We start from the raw sequence: 21607 nt of genomic DNA, 5'->3' as shown, positions 1-21607 counted from the left end.
GATGTGTATAGTGTGTCATAACGTTCTGATATGTAGGAGTTGAAGTTTGAAATGCAACACGGCACATCTTACTCTTCAACTCATTCTTTTAAAACGTTGCACTTCTTATTTGAATCTAGGAAATAAAGACCGCCTTATCATTAAAGATTGGCTATAACATGCCTGTATTAAACAACCACAGCGCTAAGCCAATAATGATAATCGCGACAAACACCCATATAAACCAACTCCCGCTCGGTTTCTTTTCAACCGATCCTGTATTGGCGGGGTTATCAAGCGCTTGATCCATCGCATTATTGCCAGTAGTGCCCAAATCACGAGATTGACCTAGATTGGCTGTACCCGAAAACTGTGACGTGGCTGTCTGTTTTGCACGCAGGACATCCGGATCTGCTTCTTCTTGCAGGGCGGTTTTGGTGGTTTTGTCATGCTCTGGCTCAACAGCTGCCTCAACGACTGGCGCTGCATTTACAGGAGACGTTTCTGAAAGGGTTTCAGCTACCGCAACTTTATGTAGCACAGGCTCGTCAGCTAAGACGGGCGGCTCTACAAGTAATTCTTGATGAGCGGAAGGGGTTGACATGGTTTCGGTCGGCACAGTGTCTGTTGGTCTAGACTGCGTTACTTCCTGCTCATCAGCCGCACTAGGGATACTTGAGGTTTCAGTAGGACTATATTCTACTTCGCTCAATACAGGTTCGGCTTTATCTGCGGCGGCTAAGATGTCAGTAATGCCTGTTTCTTTAATTACTGGCTCATCTGTTTGAGCAGCGCTAACAATCGGTTCTGCTTGCACATCAGCAACAGGCATAGTAGCAACAGGTGTAGTTTGTAAAGTATTTTCGACAGGTAATATCTCTTTTATCATGGTTTCTTTGACGACTGGCTCTGCTTCAACAATAGGTGCTATCTCAGTATCAGGACTCAACATCAACGTTGGTTTATCTGCAACTGCTTGCTCATGAATAACAGTAGCAGCTACTGGCGCACTTACCTGAAAACTAAAGCTTGCAAACCCAAGCGTATCCTCTGCTGCTAAGTGCTTCGATTCATTGGCAGCGATACGCTCATCATTAATAAAAGTGCCGTTTGACGACTCTAGATCTGTGACATATAGCTGACCGTTTAAGACACTCAGTTGGGCATGATTGCGCGAAATTTGCTTGCTGCCTAGTACCAAATCATTATCACTACCACGGCCCACAGAGAGGCTGTCAGTGACCGTCAATGTCAGATCACCAAGTGCTTCTGTCAGGGCATTTAGCTGCCATGTATTGGTCGTTGCGGCATTCATATTATCGATATCGTTTGTCATGCGATGACTCCTTATTTATTATTAAATATTTCATGATGGTCATTAGCTGACCCATCCCATTATATCTTACGTTTATAGCTATATTATTTAGGGATAAAGCGTGATTGTATGATACCGCCAAGCTTATTATAAGGAATGCTGAGCACTGGCATGCCATAAGCATAGGGAGCGATATCATAATGCTGATAACGAATATCAATTCCTTTATCCGTCAATGTCACGTTGTCACTTAAGGTAAATGGCCAATTTTTCTCGTAGTTTTTAATATCTTTATCGACCGTTTTTACCCAGTCCTTATACGCATTATAAGCAAGCGCCTTAAACTGTGATTTTTTACCGCTTTGTAGCATATCAGCCAGTTCGATTTGTTTTTTCGTCTTTTGATCAAATACCAAATATTCGCTATACGGCATTCCATGTGCGCCGCCAACAAAGACATATGAGCTTATCTCGAACGTCTCGAAATCATTGATATGACCCACATACTCAGGTGTCACCTTTAGGCTGTAGGCAAATGCACTGTCACTCGGTAGCTCATTAAATTGCGAGGCGACAAAACCATCAAGCGCGCTTTTGACAGCGGCTGGAGTGGCTTTGGTAGTGATAGGCGCAGATTCAGACGGTTTACTATTAATAACCAACGTATTGATGCGCTGATTGGTAATATCATTGATCCATTTGTGATTGGTATTAAGATATTTAACTTCAATCTCAGGACAATTATCACCCGCCGTGCAGCTTTCTTGGAGTTTTTTAGGTAACTGATAATCTAGATATTCTGTACTGCTAAAAAGGCTACTGGCATAGGCTGAGAAGCTTAATGTACCAAACAGCAATGCACTACCTACTATTGAAAACAGACGCAACCTACCCACTTCTGTAGAAGATTGCTGGGCTGATTGCGACTTAATAGCAAGGCATTGGTTAGCAGTTTTCATATAGCCTCTTTAATATACCTATAGTGAATTTACTACAAAATTGTTATAGCGCTATTGGTATGAATTTTGCGCAGCCTCTGGGAACGCAGCACGCCAGTAAAATTTATACCAATAGCGCGTTTAAATTTTCATAACATTTCTATTTTCATCTAACTATATAAAGGTTTACTGATAGTCTACCGTAACCTTTGTCCTATATTGTAGGAACACTGTTCGTGTTGTCGAGGGTTCACTCTTGATAACAAACCAGTATGAAACTCTCTAGATATAGTCAGGGAAAAGTAATATCGATACATCAAGTACTGCTGATATTAATTTTTCTTGCTTGCTGTGCCTACGCAGACAGAGGCTGCAAAAAATTTATACCAGCAGCACTGTAGCGTTTTTGAGATATTTTAACTATAGCTCATAAAAAAGACACGATAGCGTGTCTTTTAAGATTAAGCAAAGTGGAATAATGGATTCTAGTGCTCGCGCGTATTGCTAAACGTCACTTCTGGATAGCGATCTTGCATCAGCTGCAAGTTCACCCGTGATGGCGCAAGATAAGTCAGATGACCGCCGCCATCTAGCGATAGTTGATCATGGGCTTTGCGCTTAAACTTGGCTAACGCAATCTCATCATCGCAATGAATCCAACGTACCGTCGCAATCGATACCGGCTCAAAGATACACTGTACTTTGTACTCTTCTTTTAGGCGATGGGCGACCACTTCAAACTGTAGTACACCGACCGCGCCTAAGATCAAATCATTATTAATCTGCGGCATAAAGACCTGTGTGGCACCCTCTTCACTCAACTGCTGTAGACCTTTTTGCAGGGCTTTTGATTTGAGTGGGTCTTTTAGAATAACACGGCGGAACAACTCAGGAGCAAAATGCGGGATACCGGTAAAATTCAGCTCTTCGCCTTCCGTGAAGCTATCACCGATAGAGATGGTGCCATGGTTATGTAAACCAATGATGTCGCCCGGATATGCCTCTTCTAACGCTTCGCGATCACCTGCCAAAAAAGTCAAAGCATCAGCGATACGTACCTCTTTACCTAGACGCACATGCTTTAATTTCATGCCTTTCTCGTACTTGCCTGAGCAGATACGTAAAAATGCAATGCGGTCACGATGACGCGGATCCATATTTGCCTGAATCTTAAAGACGAAACCACTAAACGTTGTCTCAGTGGCAGCCACTTCACGCTCATTGGTTGGATGCGCTTTTGGTGGCGGTGAATATTTTATTAAGGTATCAAGTACCATGTTGACACCAAAGTTACCGAGGGCGGTACCGAACAAGACAGGCGTCATCTCGCCAGCCAAAAACTCATCCACATCGAAATCTTCAAGCGCCATTTGTACCAGCTCAAGTGACTCTTCAAACGACGCAAACATCAGCGCGCCTAAGCGCTCACGGATATCAGGATAATCATAACCTTCACGAGTTTCAGAAACCGTAATCTCGCCGCCATGACCCTTTTCATAAAAGTAAGTCTTATTTTCGGTCAGATGATAGACACCGACGAAATCTTGACCCATACCAATAGGCCACGTAATAGGAATGCATTTAATTTTTAATACCGCTTCGATCTCACTTAGCAGCTCAAGCGGCTCACGAATTTGGCGATCGAGTTTATTGACGAATGAGATAATGGGCGTATCACGCATCCGGCAAACTTCCATCAGCTTGATGGTACGTTCTTCTACGCCTTTTGCGCCATCAACCATCATCAGCGCACTGTCGACCGCGGTCAACGTACGATAGGTATCTTCACTAAAATCGGCGTGACCTGGGGTATCGAGTAGGTTGACCACGTGCGCTTGATAAGGAAATTGCATCACAGAAGTCGTGATAGAAATACCACGCTCTTGCTCCATGCTCATCCAATCCGATGTCGCATGACGGTCCGTTTTACGACCTTTGACCTCGCCCACTACTTGAATCGCTTGACCCCATAGCAGCAATTTTTCGGTCATCGTGGTCTTACCAGCATCAGGATGCGAGATGATGGCAAAGGTGCGACGTTTGGCCACTTCTTTATTCAGTTTCTTTGGATCTACGCTCATAATTTTTGGCTTCAACGTTGTGTCATTTAGAAATCAATCTAAATAAATAGAGTAAACAATGGGCGTATTGTAGCGGATTTAGCGCCGAGGTGCAGAATTAGCGCATAAAAAAACACGCTCTATCGAGCAAATAAAGAGTGTTCATGGCTTTTTTAAGCTTAAGAGTATTTTGTGATTTGCGTGGCTAAAAAGTCAGCGGTTACTTTATTAACTGTAGTCAGTCCTAAATAAAAGAAATACAAATATCATCAATCGCTGCTGAAGTTAATTTTTCTTGCTTGCTGTTCGCAGGCGTGACAGAGGCTGCAAAAAATGTATAGCCAATAGCACTGTATTGTTTTTAAAATGAATCGACTATATATCGTCCAATCGCATTTTAGCTGCGCCCGATGACACTTATTGTCAGCTCATTTACTGCCCGAACCAACGACAGCGTCTTCGCTGCTAAACTTAGAAAATAAACTTAGAAGATAAACTTACAAATTCATAGCATACTTTTACCGCCGCTATATAAAGCTCGCCTTATCCTCTGTTATGCTAGATGGGCTATTTTAAAACTAGCTATAATAAGACTGAAAAGCACTATCTAGATAATGATGGACAACAATTCACATAAAAGGATAAATTATGGAAACCTTATATTCGACCAAAGCCTCTGTCACTGGTGGCCGTGCAGGTAGCGCTAGCCTCCAAGACAGCGACTTGACGATTAATATGGTTGCACCTGGTTCTGGTAAAGACGGTAATAACCCAGAGCAACTGTTCGCTATGGGCTATGCTGCTTGTTTTGATGGTGCACTTGGCGCAGTCAAAGGGGCAGAAAAAGCAAAGTTTGATTCGACCACTGAAATATCAGTAGACCTGATGAAAGGTGATGGTCTTGACTTTAAATTAGCAGCAAAAATTCATGTGACGGGTGAGAATACTGACTTATCTGCTGATGAGTTTCAGACGCTAGTCGAAAAGGCGCATCAAGTTTGCCCGTACTCAAAAGCGACACGGGGCAATATCGATGTTGAAGTGACTTCAGAAGTAAAATAAGCGTTTAATAACGATGATATTTGTCGCAATAGTGCTATTTGCAAAAATGAAAAGAACTCAGTTGATCTGGGTTCTTTTTTTATGGTCTCATCGTTTGGGGTCATAAACGTTTGGGGTCATAAACATCGTCACTCTTTATAGATTTTATTGATTTTATTCATTCATCATCCATTCGGCACGCGACGCTTTTATCGTTATAATGAGGGTATCTTTTTATTCAATATTTGCTGCAAAATATTTACTGACCAATACTTGCGACCCAAAACCTGATAAGTGACTTTCTATGACTGCCAACGATCACAACTCCCACTCGCCCATCAATCCCAATACGCTACCAAACTTTGCGACGCTGCCAAATGTGGCAACGATGGACACCACGCATGTGGACAAAAACCAGCCACCTTTTATCTTGGTCGATGGCTCTTATTATCTGTTTCGCACCTATCATGCACTGCCAAAAACCATGCAGAATTCGCAGGGGCTAGTCACCAATGCAATACGTGGCACGCTCAATGCACTTTTAAAGCTGATGCGCCGCTATCACCCAACGCACATGGCGGTTTGTTTTGATACCAAATCACCGACCTTTCGCCATGCCATGTCAGAAGACTATAAAGCCAATCGTCCAAAAATGGATATCGAGCTTGCCGAGCAGATTCCTTATATTCATCGTTTGGTCACCGCGCTTGGGATTCCCCTATTACGTATCGAAGGCGCAGAAGCGGATGATATTATCGGTACGCTCGCCTATCGTGCGGTCGCCGAAGGGCATCATGTGGTGATTTCGACCGGTGATAAAGACATGATGCAGCTGATTAATGACTGCGTCATACTAGAAGACAGCTTCACAGGCAAGATGACGGATAGCGCTGGCGTGGTTGAAAAATTCGGTATCAATCCGGAGCAAATGATTGATTTTTTAACTTTAATGGGTGATTCCTCTGACGGTATCAAAGGTGTGCCCGGTATCGGTAAAAAGACTGCCAAAGATTTGCTCAATGAATATGGCAATATCGATAATATGCTCAAAAACGTCGCCAATATCAAAGGGCGTGCTGGCAAAAACTTGCTCGAATATGCCGATGACATTCCGATGAATGCGCAGCTGGCAACCATCGTCACAGATTTAGAAGTGGGGCAAGACTGGCAAGATTTAAAAATAAACACCGATCCTTGCGCCTATATCGATGAGCTACGTGCGCTATATAGTGAGCTTGAATTTAGAAATGAGCTGGCGTCACTTGATCACCCTAATCATCCCGCCAATGCTAATGGGCATGGCGCGCAAAGTGTCGCTGATAGTCAGGCCGATGCTGAATCGCAAGCGCAAATCGCCAAGTCTCTACAATCAAGCACCATCGGTCATGTCACTGATAGCAAAAGTCATGATAGAGCATGGCATACTATTCTAGACGCGCCTGCTTTTGACAGCTTGGTTCAATTGCTACAATCTGCACCGCATTTCGTTATAGATACCGAAACCACAAGCGTCTATTGGCGTCAGGCTGAATTGGTCGGCTTGTCTTTTGCCGTGCAAGCGCATGAAGCCTATTACATACCGCTAACTCATGCGCTAGAGGGTGATGAATTAACAGCAAAACAGCTCGACCGCGATACGGTACTTGCCCGCTTAAAGCCCATATTAGAAAATACCAAAATCGGTAAAATCGGTCAGCATTTAAAATACGACGCGCATATTCTTAGCCTTTACGATATCAATCTCTTAGGCAATATTCATGACAAACCCAATAACTGGGCGATGGATACCATGCTTGCCAGCTATGTGATTAATGCGGCGATTACCCGTCACGGTATGGATGACTTGGCGCGGCACTATCTACAAACGCAAACCATCAGCTTTGAGGATGTCGCTGGTAAAGGCGCTAAGCAAGTGAGTTTTGATCAAGTAGCGATTGATATTGCTAGTGACTATGCGTGTGAAGATGCTGATATCACTTATCAGTTGTTTGATTTATTTAGTCAAAAACTTGCTGATGACACCAATAACGCTAAGCTGCTACACGAGCTAGAAATCCCAACGGCGGAGATACTGTGCCAAATGGAAGCCAATGGCATCTTAATCAAGCGTCCGTTTTTAAATGAGCTATCAAAACGCTTTGATGAAGAGATTATCGCTCTAGAAAAACGTGCTTACGAAGTCGCCGGTGAGGAATTTAATCTTGGCTCTCCTAAGCAGCTTGGCGAGATGTTATTCGATAAGCTTGGCGTCGGGGGTGGCAAAAAAACCAAAACCGGTCAATACTCTACTGGTGAAGCCGTATTGTCAAAAATCGACCATCCTTTGGTCGATATCACCCTAGAGTATCGCGGACTCTCTAAACTTAAAAGCACCTATACCGATGCGCTAGATAACGTTGCAGATGCTGAAACTGACCGCGTCCATACCAGTTATCATCAAGCGTTAACCAGTACTGGTCGCTTATCCTCAACAGATCCTAACTTACAGAATATTCCTATTCGTACTGCGACTGGTCGCTTGATTCGTCAAGCCTTTATCCCCCCAGAAGGTCGAGTGATATTGGCAGCGGATTATTCGCAAATTGAGCTGCGTTTGATGGCGCATTTCTCAGGTGATAAAAACCTAACTCATGCCTTTAATGAAGGGCTAGATATTCACGCAGCCACTGCCGCCGAAGTACTTGGCAAAGATGTTACAGATGTTAGCGCAACCGAGCGCCGTAATGCCAAAGCCATTAACTTCGGTCTGCTATACGGCATGAGCGCCTTTGGACTTGCCAAGCAGTTACAGATGAGCCGTAGCGAGGCGCAAGACTATATCGATATGTATTTTGATCGCTACCCTGGTGTCAAAGACTATATGATTAATACTCGTGCCAGCGCCTATGAGCATGGTTATGTCGAGACGATATTGGGCCGCAAGCTTTATACCCCTGATATCAATCACAGCAATCGTATGGTCAAACAAGGCGCTGAACGGGCGGCGATTAACGCGCCATTACAAGGTTCAGCCGCTGACTTGATTAAGCTTGCGATGATTGCCGTCGATAAAGTATTACCAAAAGAGCAAGCAAAAATGCTACTGCAAGTACATGATGAGCTGGTATTTGAAGTCGATGCCGACAAGGTCGATGAGATAAGCCGATTGATTACGGATGCTATGCAAGATGTCTTAACAGCAACAGCGGTTGAAAAAGGTTGGATCGTCAACTTTGCAGTGCCGCTATTGGTTGAGACGGATAGTGGTCAGAACTGGGATGAGGCGCATTAAAGATTATTAGGTTATTATGTCAATATATTATTCGGGAATATAAGTTATGAGTGATTACTTTTTTTTAGGTGCAGAAAAAAACTCTAGTAATGCTGATTTCATAGACTCTATAGAGTCTTATGCAAATAGTAATAAAACACTAATTTATATCTTAGATAGACCATTGACCGATAATAAGTACTCATATTCATATAATAATGCCCTAATACTTCTTTCGTCAAAGAAAAAAATTACTATTATTAATTGTGATCATAAAAATAATGACTCCTATGATGACTTTGTAGAAGATGTTATTGAAGACTTGAGTTCTATCTCTGACAAATATCAGTATAAGAGCGTCATAGGTAGGTCAAGACATTGGAGAGCAAACCTACTAGAAACAGATCTCTCCATAACCGAGATCAAAGATATCCCTACGCTTTTACAAACTGTTAAGTTGAGTGATGATTTAGAATCAAAAAAAGTAGATCTTATGATTTCACTTTTTATTGGTAGTATTAACGATATAAATAGAGTTAAAGATAATGTCCCTACTAACTTACTCGACAAAGTAAAACAGAAGATTCAGTTATTTGATAGCGACCAAACAAGATTTATATATAAGAATCCTGAGAAGAAAAATATAAAAATTCAAGGTCTTTCAGGAACAGGAAAAACAGAATTACTTTTACATAAGTTAAAAGATTTATATATTAAAGAACCTAATGCAAAAATAATCTTCACTTGTCATAATAAAATTCTTGCTCATACTATAAGAAGAAGGATTCCGGAGTTCTTTAACTTTATGAAAGTTGAACAACAAATTGAATGGAAAGATAGATTATGGTGTATACATTCTTGGGGCTCTGGTAAGGATAGAGATTCCGGAGTATATAGTTATATTTGTAATTACTACCAAATTCCTTTCAATAGTTATTCAAATGCAATGTCTTTTGATAAAGCTTGTAAAATAGCGATAGAAGACATAAAAGAGAAATATGGTAATGAGATACCACCTGCTTTTACATACATTTTTATTGATGAGAGTCAAGATTTCGATGATGATTTTTTTATACTTTGCGATTTAGCTACTGAAAAAAATCTATATATTGCAGGCGATATTTTCCAAAGTATTTTTGATGAAAATATTATGAGTTCAATTGAGCCAGACTTTTTACTAAGTAAGTGCTACCGTACTGACTCTAGAACATTAATGTTCGCACATGCTTTAGGTATGGGGCTTTTTGAGGCAAATAAACTTAGATGGCTCGAAGAAAAAGAATGGAAAGACTGTGGATATAATGTACGAATAGAGGGTTCAAATTACTATTTAAGCAGAGAGCCACTAAAGAGATTTGAAGACCTAGATGATGATTTTGAAAGTATCAGAATTGTCGAATTTGAAACCTCTATACCTAACAAAATCATAGATATAATTTCTGAAATAATTAGTGAAAATAAAACTGTAAAACCTGATGATATTGGAATTATTTTCTTAGATAACTCAAGAAGTATATATGATAATGCTGATATCTTAGAACTTGAAATACAGAACAACTTTAAATGGGAAGTTAATAAAGCATATGAATCCAAAGAAAAAGAAGATGGTAAGGTCTTAATCAGTAATAGAAATAACGTTAAAGGATTAGAATTTCCTTTTGTTATTTGTATTACGAATAGAATCTCAGATGGCTCTAGTTATCGAAACTCATTATATACAATGCTTACTCGCTCATTCATTAAGTCTTACTTTCTAGTTAAAGGTGGTGAAAGGTCTGGTTTAACGGATAAGATGACTGAAGGTCTTCAATATATAATTGATCATAAAGAAATGTTAATCCATGAGCCTACTGATGATGAAAAAATAAATATTCAAACAAGATTCAACTATATCAAGCAGCGAAAGTCGCATTATGACGTTATGATGGATATATTTGATGAGTTATCTATAGAAATAAAATATCGTAATAAGCTTTTAGATATGGTAAAAAATACAGGACTAATAGAAGCTGATAAGAAAGTACTTATAAGATTTGTAAATAATAATAAAGAGTTTTTGTAGGTCGATTATGAAAAAAATAGAGTTAACACTTAATAATTCTCAAGAGAACATTCTTTTTCGACCTATTAGGAATAAAACTGATTATGCTCAAATAATTTTATTATCATCTCGATATATACTTATCAATACAGGAACAACTACACCTTATAAATCCACTTTAAAACTAAAATTCGATAAGTCGATGAGACTTTTTTTCTATAGTGGGGATAAATTTTTTAGTGTTGCTTATCCTTTCTTAGTATCTATTCAAGATAAGAAAGTAAATGACATAATGACCTTGAATGGTAAGAATTTGGATAGCTATGCAATTTCTAGTGCTTTAGCCATCTTAAAAGACGATAATTTTATTAGAAACCCCTCGTTAACTGAATTTTATATTGGTTGGAATGAAACAGATTCATTTGACCTAGATATTGATATAGATTTGGGTATAGCTATATTAGAAGAGATATTTCAGTTTGAGCCTTCATATATTAGATACGATTATGACGAAAAACATGAGAAAGGTAAAAAGCACCCATTAAATCATTTTGATATATGCTATTCCTCACATGGTACTTTTAAAATTGGTTTAGAAAAGCAGATTGACTCTGCTTTTTTTGAAGACATTTTAGACTTAAATACTGACTGTACTTATATTAAATAATAATTTTACAATATGCTTTATATTTACCATATAGAAAATATATGCTACGTATTTCGCCAAAGCTTCTTATCGCGCTGAATTTTTTCTTACCAGAGTTTACAACGAACTTCAAATATAATCTAACGATGGTTTTATCTTGCAAATAAAAATGTCATTAATTTCTCTATACCATTATTAGTGGAGACAGACAGTGGGCAGAATTGGGATGAAGCACATTGATTCTTAAGGAAATTTTAAGTAGGTTTAATGTTGTTCGAGACAATTGACTCTCATAGCGTAAACTAAAAAAACAGTCGCGTATCATCATTGTCGCTATAATAACCCTATCTTATTTCTTTACAGATTATCTTTTATCTTAAAGTGAGCCTCCGTGCTCACTTTTTTATTCTTAAAATCAGGAGCCCTTATTTGTAGATGGCATTATCGAAATCCCCGGCATTATCCTGTTGATAGCCTGTCTATTACGCTCTACGCAATACGTGGTGCAGAGTGAGAGCAAGCAAGGTCTTTATTTTTGGTTGGCATCATTGTTGACGTTTTTTGCGGTGATTCGTCGTGAGTTAAACTACGTACCCGAGCTCTTTATTTCGAGCGATTTTTCACTATTAAATCAGTCCTATGACTGGTGGGAAGATGCGATACTTCTTATGATTTATCTGCTTATTATCAGTTTATTAGCCTATACATGGCGATATCTGTGGGCAGTGTTCAAATCGGTGCCAGTTTATTTATATCTTATGATAGTGGGCTTGGCGCTGTTGGAATATATGGGCGGAAACGCGATTATGATTCCTCAAGGTTTGGGTGAGATCGTTGAAGAAATGGCAGAAACCGGCGTTTACGCAATTGCCTTGGTCTATATATGGCGTTTTAGATCGCCTATATTTGAAGAAAAATTATCAGCTAATAAACGCTATTCATCATGCCAAGCGTAGCAATCACTGGTCATGGTAGCGTTTGTCTTAGCACTAACTTCTGACAGATAATTTGCTATACTAAAAATTAGCGTATTTTTTCAGGCATTTTCATCATCAATCATTAAGCGAGTCATTATGAATATATTCATTACGGGTGCATCACGCGGTATCGGTCTAGCGACAGCAAAGAGACTGCTCGCAAAAGGTCATAGTGTCGGTCTTTTTGATATTGATACGGTTGAGCTTGAGCAGGCGATTGATGATAAAACGTTTAAAAAAGCACTAAAAAGCAATCGTCTCGTCCATGGTCATCTAGATGTCACTGACCCTGAAGCCTGGGATACAGCTATCGATCATATGCTGGAGAATTTTGACAGTATTGATGTCTTGATTAATAATGCTGGCGTATTGGTGAGTGGCGCGTTACCCAATACTGACTTGACTAAGCAATTGTCATTGATTGATATCAATTGTAAAGGTGTGCTCATCGGCTGTCATAAGCTAGCGCCGCATTTAGCAGATAATAAAAACGCCAAAATTATCAATCTCTCATCTGCCTCAGCGATATATGGTCAATCTGAAGTGGCGCCTTACTCTGCCAGTAAGTTCTTTGTACGTGGTTTGACCGAAGGACTGAATATCGAATACGCTGAGCTAGGTATCAAGGTGATTGATGTGATGCCACTGTGGGTAAAATCCGACATGACCAAAGACATCAGTGTCACCAGTATCGACCGTTTGGGCATCAATCTCACCGTTGATGATGTGGCTAAAACCTTATGTAAACTAAGCGCGCAGCCGAATCGCAAGCTGTCACGGACTCACTATCCCATTGGCTTTCCCGCTAAAATGCTGCATACAGCCTCGCAAGTTGCACCTGACTCATTAATGCGCTTTATCAATAGTAAAATCGGCACCAAATAAATTTAGATTATAAAGTTCAAAAGTAACATGACAACATTTAAACGGCTACCAAGATTTGGCAGCCGTTTTTTTATGGTTAGATAAGCAACCTTCTTACATATTTTTAACATCCTGTGACACCTTACTACTAGAGGCAATGAAGATAAGCGAACAAAATAGCTATACGGTTAACTTTTAAATCCTACTATAGTCAAAATACTCTAAAAAACGCTACGGTACTGCGGGTACAAATTTTTTGCAGCCTCTGTCTGCATGGGCACAGCAAGCAAGAAAAATTGATACCAGCAGTACATAATGTATCGATACTACTCTTCACTGACTATAGGCTTATCAATTATAAAAACTAAGGAAAGCAGCATGGAACATTCAAAAACCCCACTACCAGAAGAGATGGCTCATATCGAAAGTAATGACAGTCTTAATGATACCGATGACAGTAATGGTGATGATCAGGATAGCCAAGATAACCAACAAGTTGATTTAGACAACCCTATGCTGCATATCATCGATAATGATGACTTTGACGATGAAGCAGGATTTAATAACTCACAAGTTGGAAGTGATGCTACCCAAGGTCTCACCCCTGTACATCATCAAAATATCGATGAATCACGTATTGATGAGCTGCTGGTAGAAGACAATTTAGATGATAACGATTATCCTGATATCGTCGATATCGCCGACAGAGATGCGGCAAAAACAAGCCATGATAATGATTTTTAAAGCACTATAGTCAAAATACCCTAAAAACGCTACGGTACTGCGGGTACAAATTTTTTGCAGCCTCTGTCTGCGTAGGCACAGCGTAATCACAGCAAGCAAGAAAAATTGATACCAGCAGTACATAATGTGTCGATATTACTTTTCATTGACTATACCTTTATAAAATAGTTCATAAAGAATACCGAACATCACGTTCGGTATTTTTTGCTGCTCTATTTCAAATCTACATCTTTCTTACTGTTTTACGCCCAACCATCTAGCGTCCCTGCCCAACCTTGTACCAACGGCGCACTCATTGCTTCCAACAAGTCTATATGTGCTTCATCAGCGTTTAGCGCTGGAATATAATGATACTCTTGCCCGCCAGCATGCAGGAAAGTCTCGCGGTTTTCGATGGCCAATTCTTCTAATGTCTCTAAGCAATCTGCCGAAAACGCAGGACTCAGAATTTGTACTGAACGCACGCTCGACTTACCCCAGTCTTCAAGCACCACATCCGTATAAGGCTTAATCCATTCTTGCTTACCAAAGCGCGACTGGAAACTGATGATCCATTCATCTGGTTTTAGACCCAGCTCATGAGCGACTTGCGCCGCCGTACATTTACAGCGCTTCGGGTACGGATCGCCTTTATCAGCATAAGGCTGCGGAATACCGTGGAAGCTAAACATAAGCTTTTCAGGCTTACCATGTACCGCTTGAAAGCGGCGGATACTATCTGCCAATGCTTTGATGTATAAAGGATGGGCAAAGTAATCTTTGACTATGGTTATATTAGGCAAATTACGCTGTTTCAGCGACCACTTAGTAATCGCATCATAGACTGCACCTGTTGATGTCGCCGAATACTGCGGAAACACGGGTAACATGACGAAATGGTCAACCCCTTCACTACGCAATTGATCCATGACATCCGGCAAACCCGGATTACCATAGCTCATCGCCGCATGGACAGAGACGCGAAACGGCGCAGCGCGTTCAGCCAAACGCTTGTCTAACATCTCAACTTGGGTGTTCAGGATATTGCGCATCGGCGAATCGCCATCCCAAATGCTGGCATAAGCTTCTGCTACCCGTTTAGGACGACTTGGCAGCACAAACAGATTGAGGATAATTGCCCATAAGAGCTTTGGGATTTCAATCACGCGTGGATCGGACAAAAACTGCTTGAGATAACGACGGACGGCAGGCGCAGTTGGCTCATCTGGCGTACCAAGGTTGACAAGTAAAACAGCAATACGGGGAGGCAGTTCAGGTTTCATAGCAGCCCTGTTTTATGGGTAAGTTGATAAAGAGAGTTCGATAAAAGATTATTAAGACAATATTAAATAAGCATGAGGTAAGTGTAGCATTTTAACCCTTCACAACGCATCGCAAAAGCACCTTTATACAATTTGACACGCAGTTGTTGCGACATCATGGCGTCGTTTGCGCCTAAATTTATAATAATGACATGGTGCTTTTTTCGATTGGCTAAACGATATAAAAACTAAGCGTGAAAGTCTGCGCTTGGAGGTTGTACTCATATGCGCATCGCCATACAATAGGAAAGCACATTGCCAAAGAAGCAATGTAGATAAAAACCGTTAAAAAAACTATGTCGATCAAACAATCCATCGACATAGTGTCTTTCTTATTTTATTGATGATTGTTGTCTTGTGAGGTAGCTTTGAACGCACGCTCTGATAATACCGGTGACCAGTCCGCCACAGATAAAGCCAATGCTACGCATTCAGTTAATACTAATGAATCCTTGAACTCAGTAGGAATTGTCACGCCCCAGACTCTTCATTTTGCTGAGCCATTAACCCTAGAGTGCAACCGCACTTTGCCGTCGTTTGATTTGATCATTGAAACCTATGGTACGCTAAATAGCGACAAGTCAAACGCTGTGCTGATCTGCCATGCGCTATCAGGCAGCCATCACGCGGCAGGCTTTCATAGTGATGATGACAAAAAAGCAGGCTGGTGGGACAATATGATTGGACCTAATAAGTCCATCGATACCAATCGATTTTTTGTCGTCTGTGTTAACAATATCGGTAGTTGCTTTGGCTCGACCGGTCCTACGACTATTAATCCAGATAGCAGCCAAGCACAAGTATATGGACCTGACTTTCCACTGGTCACCATCAAAGACTGGGTCAAGACCCAAGCCATGCTTTCAGACCGGTTAGAGATTGACGTCTGGCACGCTGTCGTCGGTGGTTCAATGGGCGGTATGCAAGCGCTACAATGGGCAGTAGATTATCCTGAGCGAATTAAGCGCTGTGTGGTGATTGCCTGTACACCAAAGCTCTCCGCACAAAACATCGCCTTTAATGAAGTCGCACGCCAGTCTATTTTATCAGACCCTGACTTTAAAGAAGGGCGCTATCTGCAAGCAGGCACCTACCCTCGCCGCGGACTTATTCTAGCGCGGATGGTTGGGCATATTACTTATCTGACCGATGATGCGATGAAAGCCAAGTTTGGCCGTGATCTAAAATCAGGCAAGTTTATGTATGGTTATGATGTCGAATTCCAAGTCGAGAGCTATCTGCGCTATCAAGGCGAGCGATTTAGTGAAAACTTCGATGCCAATACCTATTTGCTGATGACCAAAGCGCTAGATTACTTTGACCCGACGCGTGACTATCCATTAACGCAGTCTATAGATTCTTCAGCGCCAGCAGATCTTTTAACTTCATCGCTTGCGGAGTCCGTAAGAGCGGATAGTCGCGAAGATGAGTTGGCAAACACTTTAGCGGACAGTGCGGATATCGACAACATAAGTGAGAGCAATCACCAAGAGCTGACAGCGCTTAAAGCTGCGTTTGCTCATACTGAATGCCAATATCTGATTGTATCGTTTACTACTGATTGGCGTTTTGCCCCCGAGCGCTCACAAGAAATTGTCGATGCGCTGATGGCGACCGGCAAACCGGTCAGCTACATCAATGTCGATGCGCCGCACGGTCATGACTCGTTCTTATTTGATATTCCGCGTTATATGGGCGCTGTTAAAGGCTTCCTCAACGCACCTTTTATGAGTAATAACCAAAGTAAAAATAGCAAAAATAGCCAGCAAAAATCAGGAGCACGCTTATGAGAATGGATCATCAATTGGCTGAGCGCTGGATTGCCCCGCACTCACACGTGCTTGACTTAGGCTGTGGTAATGGCGAGCTGCTTGCGCATTTGCAGCAAAATCGCGGCGTGACCGGCTATGGACTTGAGATTGAAGAAGACAAAATCAATGAGGCGATTGCCAATGGCTTATCCATTGTCGAGCAAGATCTGAATGATGGCTTGGCACGTTTCGCTGACAATAGCTTTGATACCGTCGTCATGGCACGTGCTCTACAAGCCGTAAAATCACCCGATCTGCTGTTGCTTGATATGCTGCGCGTCGCTCGTGAAGCGGTCATCACTTTCCCTAATTTTGCCCATTGGCAGAACCGGATACATTTGGGTTTAAAAGGTATTATGCCAGTCTCAGAAGCGCTGCCGTATGAGTGGTACAACACCCCAAATATTCATCTCTGTACTTTCAAAGATTTTGAGAAGCTGTGCGCGCAGCATGATATTCATATCATCAATCGTTTTGCTGTCAGTGATTCTAAAAAAGGTCACACGCCACTGATGACAGCATTGATAAGACAAGTGCCGAACCTACTGGCAGATGTGGCTATTTACCGCGTCAGCAAACAAAAACCTGAGTGATACTCGCTCCTGCTACCTGTTATTAACAGTAATATGGACAGTTATAAGTACAATTTTAACCTTAATAGAGTGTTAATCTATTCTTACGCCCAAGTAACTCTATGATTTTGCTCAAGACAATGAGGTATAGATAGGCAGTAAATCGTGTAATTAGTATTTGAGTTTCGTAAGCTTGGGTGTTAAGCTAGCAAAATAGTGTCAATGGCACCCTGATTAATACCGTTTATCGGTTTTATTGGACTCCATTGTTACATGATAACGATTACTTATATTGCTAATAATTAGGTAAGTTGGTCTTGCAAATGTCGCCTAATTGTTATCGCCGTCTAAATGTCTTTGGCGGGACAATTTTTGTGTTTATTAACTGCCTAATTTTGGAGCTGCTATGAAATTATTAAAAGCTGCGTTGTTTACTGCCCTTTTTTCTTGTGCAGGTTTTGCCAACGCTGAGTTAATATCAAACGTGCCACTCGATACGTCACGTTTTGAGCTAATGCCTGTCAGCGAGTTGTCCAATCGCGCGGCTCAAGGTAATGATCACGCTCAGTTTTACCTAGCCAAGCGTTTGCAAAAAGGCGAAGGTATTGCCAAAAATACCCAACAAGCGATTCAGTGGTATACCAAGGCAGCTCAGCAAGGCGTTGCCCCTGCTCAGCTTAACTTAGCCATTATGTACTTGCGCGGTGAAGGGGTACAACCAAATCTACAACAAGCCCGTGGTTGGTTAGAAAAAGCCGCCATGCGTGGTGATAACCGTGCCAGCTATACCCTTGCTTTGTTAGATGAGAAGCAAAAGAATCTCGTCGATGCTTACAAATGGTATGACTTGGCTGCCCGTGATGGCATGTTAGACGAAAAAGTCCGTAACAAAGCTCGTGGCAAAATCGGTCAATTGGCATTGAACTTATCAAGTGCTGATATCGCTAGCGCTCGTAGCAAAGCCGATACTTGGTTCCAGAGTAAGTAAGTTTTAAGTAAATCCGCTTTAAAGCAGTTAGTAAGCAATAAAAAATCCAGCCTTTGCGCTGGATTTTTTGTGTTTACAAGACTTCTGCTTTCATTGTTTGACTAGCTTCCATAAGAGTAGTTTATATTCCTACTCAATCAATTATTAGGCAGCCATTGCGTGCAAAAATGACAACTGTTTATATAATTATCCGAGTCGCTGCGTCTCTAAACTCCACGCCACAACCACTGCATAAACAATGTGAGCGCTAAGCGCGACCCAAGTAACTCCTGTGAAACCGATAAACGGTGGCAACCCAGTAATCAGATGCGCTACCACATACAGTGCGAACACCCAGAGCACGATGCCGTAGACCACAGCGGTAATCGACCAATGCAGCGATGGCAGGATTGCCTTCCATATTGGCCGCACAACAATCAACCAACCGATTGGATAGAGCGCCAAACCGGTGATGTAATGCAGGAGTTCTGGAACACCTGTCAACCCTGAGCCAAACAAAACCTCAACCATAGCGGTAGAGAGATTAATAGGTGAGAGCTTTTCGAAACCAAGAAGGGGTGCTATCGATAGACCCCAAAAGTCAAAGGCAGCTGTGGCGAGTGCGCCTGCAAACAGTGACTTCTTAATAAACGAAAATTTAGTCTTTGGGGCACTTTGCATTACAGCATGGTTATTGATCATGGTATTTCTCTTTGTTGAGGACAAACCGAGCATTGCATAAATAGCGAGTCTCTATCAGTATTTAACAGCTAGAAGCTTTGCAACAGCTGACACAGAACTTACAGGAAAGTAGGCGAGCTAAAGAATGAGTATTTAATACAAGGATGTGCAATATACGCCTGTTTTGATATCGACCTGTTTAGAGTTTGTAAATAATATTTCCTTATGTATCAAAGCTTACCGCTATGCATTTTATATATAGAATACACTGCATGTTAGTTAATCTTAACTATATCAGCACCTTAAATTCCCTGTTGATAAGTGAGATTTAATCGTAAAATACAAAATTTATAATCCAAAATCGTTAGATTATTTACGCGCTTTATAATAAAAAAGGCGCTAAGCCATTTGAAACCATAAGCAAAACTGAGCAAAATTTGCTACACTACGCGCGCATTTATCAATTCCACAATCATGCTAGTGTTATTAGCTTTATCCATTAGTTCCAACAAATAATTTAAACCCAACGCACTAGGTTTGCGACCTAGCCAGCAGGAGAAAAACATGAGTACTATTCAAGACAAAAATATAGATAGCAATATCCAAGACAACACGGTAACTGATAACAAGTCAGCACCTGCTTACGATAGCGTCACCAATAATATCGTCGTTGCCGCTCTTTATAAATTCACCCGTTTTGCTGACTTTGAGCAGTACCGCGAGCCAATTCTAAATATCATGGTCGATAATGAGGTCAAAGGCACCTTATTGATTGCTGCTGAAGGCATTAATGGGACGATTTCTGGCACGCGTCAAGGTATTGATACCGTCCTTGACTACCTACGTAGTATCGAGGCCATTGGCAGCTTTACCTTTAAAGAGTCTTATACCGATGCTCAGCCTTTTTATCGTACTAAGGTTAAGCTCAAAAAAGAAATCGTCACGATGGGCGTAGAAAACATTGACCCATTACAGTCGGTCGGTCGCTATGTGAAGCCAAGCGACTGGAATGCGCTTATCTCAGATCCTGAGGTGATGCTCATCGATACGCGTAACGATTATGAAGTACAAATCGGTACGTTTAAGAATGCGATTAATCCGAATACAGAAACCTTCCGCGAGTTCCCAGAGTATGTGGCAAAAGAGCTTGACCCCGCTAAGCATAAAAAAGTCGCGATGTTCTGTACCGGTGGTATCCGCTGTGAGAAGTCTACTGCCTACTTACGAGAGCAAGGCTTTGAAGAGGTGTATCATTTAGAAGGCGGTATCCTAAAATATCTCGAAGAGGTACCTGCTAGCGACTCTATGTGGCAAGGCGATTGCTTTGTCTTTGACAATCGCGTTTCGGTCAATCACAACTTAGAAAAAGGCAGCTATGAGCAGTGCTTTGCTTGCCGTATGCCGATTACTGCTGAAGACATGCAAAGCCCTGCCTATATAAAGGGTGAGTCTTGCCCGCACTGTATCGATAAAGCGACCGATGAGCAAAAAGCGCGCTTTCGTGAACGTGAGCATCAAATGCAGCTGGCACAAAAACGTGGCGAAGCGCATATTGGTAGTGATGTGATGGACGTCATAGAAAAGCGTAAGGCGGCTAAGATTGAAGCGCGCCGTCAAGCGGACGAAGCCAACAAAGCCAACAAAGCCAAATCGAGATAAATTTATCTATAGTCAAAATACTCTAAAAACACGACGGTACTGCTGGTACAAATTTTTTGCAGCCTCTGTCTGCATGGGCACAGCAAGCAAGAAAAATTGATACCAGCAGTACATCATGTGTCGATATTACTTTTCATTGACTATACCAATCAAACTAATGCCAATCGAGATAAAAAAAGAGGTTCTAGTTAATTCGTTCACTAGAACCTCTTTTTTGGTCTGTCTGTTTACTTAGTACGGTTTAGCTACCGCGGTAAGTACTATAGCCATATGCTGACAAAGTAATTGGCACATGATAATGTTTGTCGCCTTCGATATTGAAGTTTACTTCAACATAAGGATAGAAAGATTTTAAACCTTTATCTTGAAAATATGGGGTGGTCTCAAAAATCAGCTTATAAGTACCATCATGTTTTACGCCAGCGTCATTGGGCAAAAAGGTTCCAATACGACCATTAGCATCAGTCTTTTGCGTATTAACCAGTTTCCAGCTGCCGGTCTTCTCTTGCATCATCAATCTTACATTCACATCTGGCGCAGGCTTACCAGTACTGATATCTAAAATATGGCTAGATAACTGATATTTATCTTGATCGCCTGCTGCATAAATCGCTGTCGCGGTCATAGCCAATACACTATAGTCAACGAACAATAAATCCGATACAATAACCGTTATGGCATATTCAAAAGATTACCGACAAATGATATTAAGGAAACTAGAAGACGGTCACACCTATCGTCAACTTGCTCTGGAGTATCAA

The 21607-nt window shown here is 41.3% G+C and carries 17 protein-coding genes; 11 read left to right on the top strand and 6 right to left on the bottom strand.

The features are described from left to right. Window positions 1–151: 151 nt before the first annotated feature. From JMW90_RS12685 to JMW90_RS12675, 3 genes are all read right to left on the bottom strand, one after another. Window positions 152–1315, bottom strand: coding sequence for an FHA domain-containing protein (locus JMW90_RS12685; protein WP_201564635.1), 1164 nt, complete (start codon window positions 1313–1315; stop codon window positions 152–154). An 83-nt stretch (window positions 1316–1398) separates the two neighbouring features. After that, the gene (locus tag JMW90_RS12680; protein ID WP_201564634.1) at window positions 1399–2253 is read right to left on the bottom strand and encodes an RsiV family protein; all 855 of its coding nucleotides are present in this window, start codon (window positions 2251–2253) and stop codon (window positions 1399–1401) included. A 464-nt stretch (window positions 2254–2717) separates the two neighbouring features. Next, window positions 2718–4313, bottom strand: a complete 1596-nt coding sequence (locus JMW90_RS12675) for a peptide chain release factor 3 (RefSeq protein WP_201564633.1) — start codon at window positions 4311–4313, stop codon at window positions 2718–2720. 627 nt (window positions 4314–4940) lie between these two features. On the opposite strand from JMW90_RS12675, the gene JMW90_RS12670 reads away from it, so the two are divergent. From JMW90_RS12670 to JMW90_RS12640, 7 genes are all read left to right on the top strand, one after another. Next, window positions 4941–5354 carry an organic hydroperoxide resistance protein gene (locus tag JMW90_RS12670; RefSeq protein ID WP_201564632.1) on the top strand — a complete coding sequence of 138 codons (414 nt, stop codon included), beginning with the start codon at window positions 4941–4943 and terminating at the stop codon, window positions 5352–5354. Between the two features lie 367 nt (window positions 5355–5721). Continuing rightward, window positions 5722–8604, top strand: coding sequence for a DNA polymerase I (gene polA / locus JMW90_RS12665; protein WP_201564639.1), 2883 nt, complete (start codon window positions 5722–5724; stop codon window positions 8602–8604). A gap of 46 nt (window positions 8605–8650) precedes the next feature. Further along, window positions 8651–10645: an STM2767 family DEAD/DEAH box helicase gene (locus JMW90_RS12660; protein ID WP_201564631.1), complete on the top strand. Its 1995-nt coding sequence runs from the start codon at window positions 8651–8653 to the stop codon at window positions 10643–10645. 7 nt (window positions 10646–10652) lie between these two features. Beyond that, a complete protein-coding gene (locus JMW90_RS12655) occupies window positions 10653–11291 on the top strand; it encodes an STM2766 family helicase-associated protein (protein ID WP_201564630.1) in 639 nt (212 codons plus the stop codon). 479 nt (window positions 11292–11770) lie between these two features. Continuing rightward, window positions 11771–12226: a hypothetical protein gene (locus JMW90_RS12650; RefSeq protein WP_227691966.1), complete on the top strand. Its 456-nt coding sequence runs from the start codon at window positions 11771–11773 to the stop codon at window positions 12224–12226. 117 nt (window positions 12227–12343) lie between these two features. Further along, entirely contained in the window at window positions 12344–13132 is a 789-nt protein-coding gene (locus JMW90_RS12645; protein ID WP_201564629.1) for an SDR family NAD(P)-dependent oxidoreductase, read from the top strand. A gap of 357 nt (window positions 13133–13489) precedes the next feature. After that, complete coding sequence (locus tag JMW90_RS12640; RefSeq protein WP_201564628.1) at window positions 13490–13855, top strand: hypothetical protein; 366 nt, start codon at window positions 13490–13492, stop codon at window positions 13853–13855. Between the two features lie 242 nt (window positions 13856–14097). Here the strand turns inward: JMW90_RS12640 and hemH are convergent, their stop codons facing one another. Further along, window positions 14098–15117 (bottom strand): ferrochelatase, encoded by a 1020-nt coding sequence (gene hemH, locus JMW90_RS12635; RefSeq protein WP_201564626.1) that lies wholly within the window; start codon window positions 15115–15117, stop codon window positions 14098–14100. A gap of 491 nt (window positions 15118–15608) precedes the next feature. Here hemH and metX point away from each other — a divergent pair, with 491 nt between their 5' ends. The 3 genes from metX to JMW90_RS12620 all read left to right on the top strand — a co-directional run bounded on the left by metX (window position 15609) and on the right by JMW90_RS12620 (window position 18527). Beyond that, on the top strand, window positions 15609–16946 hold the full coding sequence (metX, locus tag JMW90_RS12630) for a homoserine O-acetyltransferase MetX (RefSeq protein WP_201564637.1): 1338 nt from the start codon (window positions 15609–15611) through the stop codon (window positions 16944–16946). After that, window positions 16943–17560, top strand: a complete 618-nt coding sequence (gene metW, locus JMW90_RS12625) for a methionine biosynthesis protein MetW (RefSeq protein ID WP_201564625.1) — start codon at window positions 16943–16945, stop codon at window positions 17558–17560. Before metX ends, metW begins: the two co-directional genes overlap by 4 nt. Before the next feature lie 385 nt (window positions 17561–17945). Continuing rightward, window positions 17946–18527: a tetratricopeptide repeat protein gene (locus tag JMW90_RS12620; RefSeq protein ID WP_201564624.1), complete on the top strand. Its 582-nt coding sequence runs from the start codon at window positions 17946–17948 to the stop codon at window positions 18525–18527. A 186-nt stretch (window positions 18528–18713) separates the two neighbouring features. Here the strand turns inward: JMW90_RS12620 and JMW90_RS12615 are convergent, their stop codons facing one another. Next, a complete protein-coding gene (locus JMW90_RS12615) occupies window positions 18714–19208 on the bottom strand; it encodes a hypothetical protein (protein WP_201564623.1) in 495 nt (164 codons plus the stop codon). Between the two features lie 543 nt (window positions 19209–19751). On the opposite strand from JMW90_RS12615, the gene trhO reads away from it, so the two are divergent. After that, the gene (gene trhO / locus JMW90_RS12610; RefSeq protein ID WP_201564622.1) at window positions 19752–20846 is read left to right on the top strand and encodes an oxygen-dependent tRNA uridine(34) hydroxylase TrhO; all 1095 of its coding nucleotides are present in this window, start codon (window positions 19752–19754) and stop codon (window positions 20844–20846) included. 241 nt (window positions 20847–21087) lie between these two features. Here the strand turns inward: trhO and uraH are convergent, their stop codons facing one another. After that, window positions 21088–21471, bottom strand: coding sequence for a hydroxyisourate hydrolase (gene uraH / locus JMW90_RS12605; protein WP_201564621.1), 384 nt, complete (start codon window positions 21469–21471; stop codon window positions 21088–21090). Window positions 21472–21607 lie beyond the last annotated feature (136 nt).

This window comes from Psychrobacter glacincola, from assembly GCF_904846215.1.
Taxonomy (GTDB): domain Bacteria; phylum Pseudomonadota; class Gammaproteobacteria; order Pseudomonadales; family Moraxellaceae; genus Psychrobacter; species Psychrobacter glacincola.
Note: the sequence above shows the minus strand (reverse complement) of the source record. Positions and strands in the feature narration are given on the sequence as shown.

What these genes read in the sequence shown, in the direction of transcription:
- polA (WP_201564639.1), top strand. Translation starts at nt 5,722, where the DNA reads ATGGACACCACGCATGTGGACAAAAACCAGCCACCTTTTATCTTGGTC.
- JMW90_RS12640 (WP_201564628.1), top strand. Translation starts at nt 13,490, where the DNA reads ATGGAACATTCAAAAACCCCACTACCAGAAGAGATGGCTCATATCGAA.
- trhO (WP_201564622.1), top strand. Translation starts at nt 19,752, where the DNA reads ATGAGTACTATTCAAGACAAAAATATAGATAGCAATATCCAAGACAAC.
- JMW90_RS12675 (WP_201564633.1), bottom strand. Translation starts at nt 4,313, where the DNA reads ATGAGCGTAGATCCAAAGAAACTGAATAAAGAAGTGGCCAAACGTCGC.
- JMW90_RS12680 (WP_201564634.1), bottom strand. Translation starts at nt 2,253, where the DNA reads ATGAAAACTGCTAACCAATGCCTTGCTATTAAGTCGCAATCAGCCCAG.
- uraH (WP_201564621.1), bottom strand. Translation starts at nt 21,471, where the DNA reads ATGACCGCGACAGCGATTTATGCAGCAGGCGATCAAGATAAATATCAG.
- JMW90_RS12645 (WP_201564629.1), top strand. Translation starts at nt 12,344, where the DNA reads ATGAATATATTCATTACGGGTGCATCACGCGGTATCGGTCTAGCGACA.
- hemH (WP_201564626.1), bottom strand. Translation starts at nt 15,117, where the DNA reads ATGAAACCTGAACTGCCTCCCCGTATTGCTGTTTTACTTGTCAACCTT.
- JMW90_RS12655 (WP_201564630.1), top strand. Translation starts at nt 10,653, where the DNA reads ATGAAAAAAATAGAGTTAACACTTAATAATTCTCAAGAGAACATTCTT.
- metW (WP_201564625.1), top strand. Translation starts at nt 16,943, where the DNA reads ATGAGAATGGATCATCAATTGGCTGAGCGCTGGATTGCCCCGCACTCA.
- JMW90_RS12660 (WP_201564631.1), top strand. Translation starts at nt 8,651, where the DNA reads ATGAGTGATTACTTTTTTTTAGGTGCAGAAAAAAACTCTAGTAATGCT.
- JMW90_RS12670 (WP_201564632.1), top strand. Translation starts at nt 4,941, where the DNA reads ATGGAAACCTTATATTCGACCAAAGCCTCTGTCACTGGTGGCCGTGCA.
- JMW90_RS12685 (WP_201564635.1), bottom strand. Translation starts at nt 1,315, where the DNA reads ATGACAAACGATATCGATAATATGAATGCCGCAACGACCAATACATGG.
- JMW90_RS12615 (WP_201564623.1), bottom strand. Translation starts at nt 19,208, where the DNA reads ATGATCAATAACCATGCTGTAATGCAAAGTGCCCCAAAGACTAAATTT.
- JMW90_RS12620 (WP_201564624.1), top strand. Translation starts at nt 17,946, where the DNA reads ATGAAATTATTAAAAGCTGCGTTGTTTACTGCCCTTTTTTCTTGTGCA.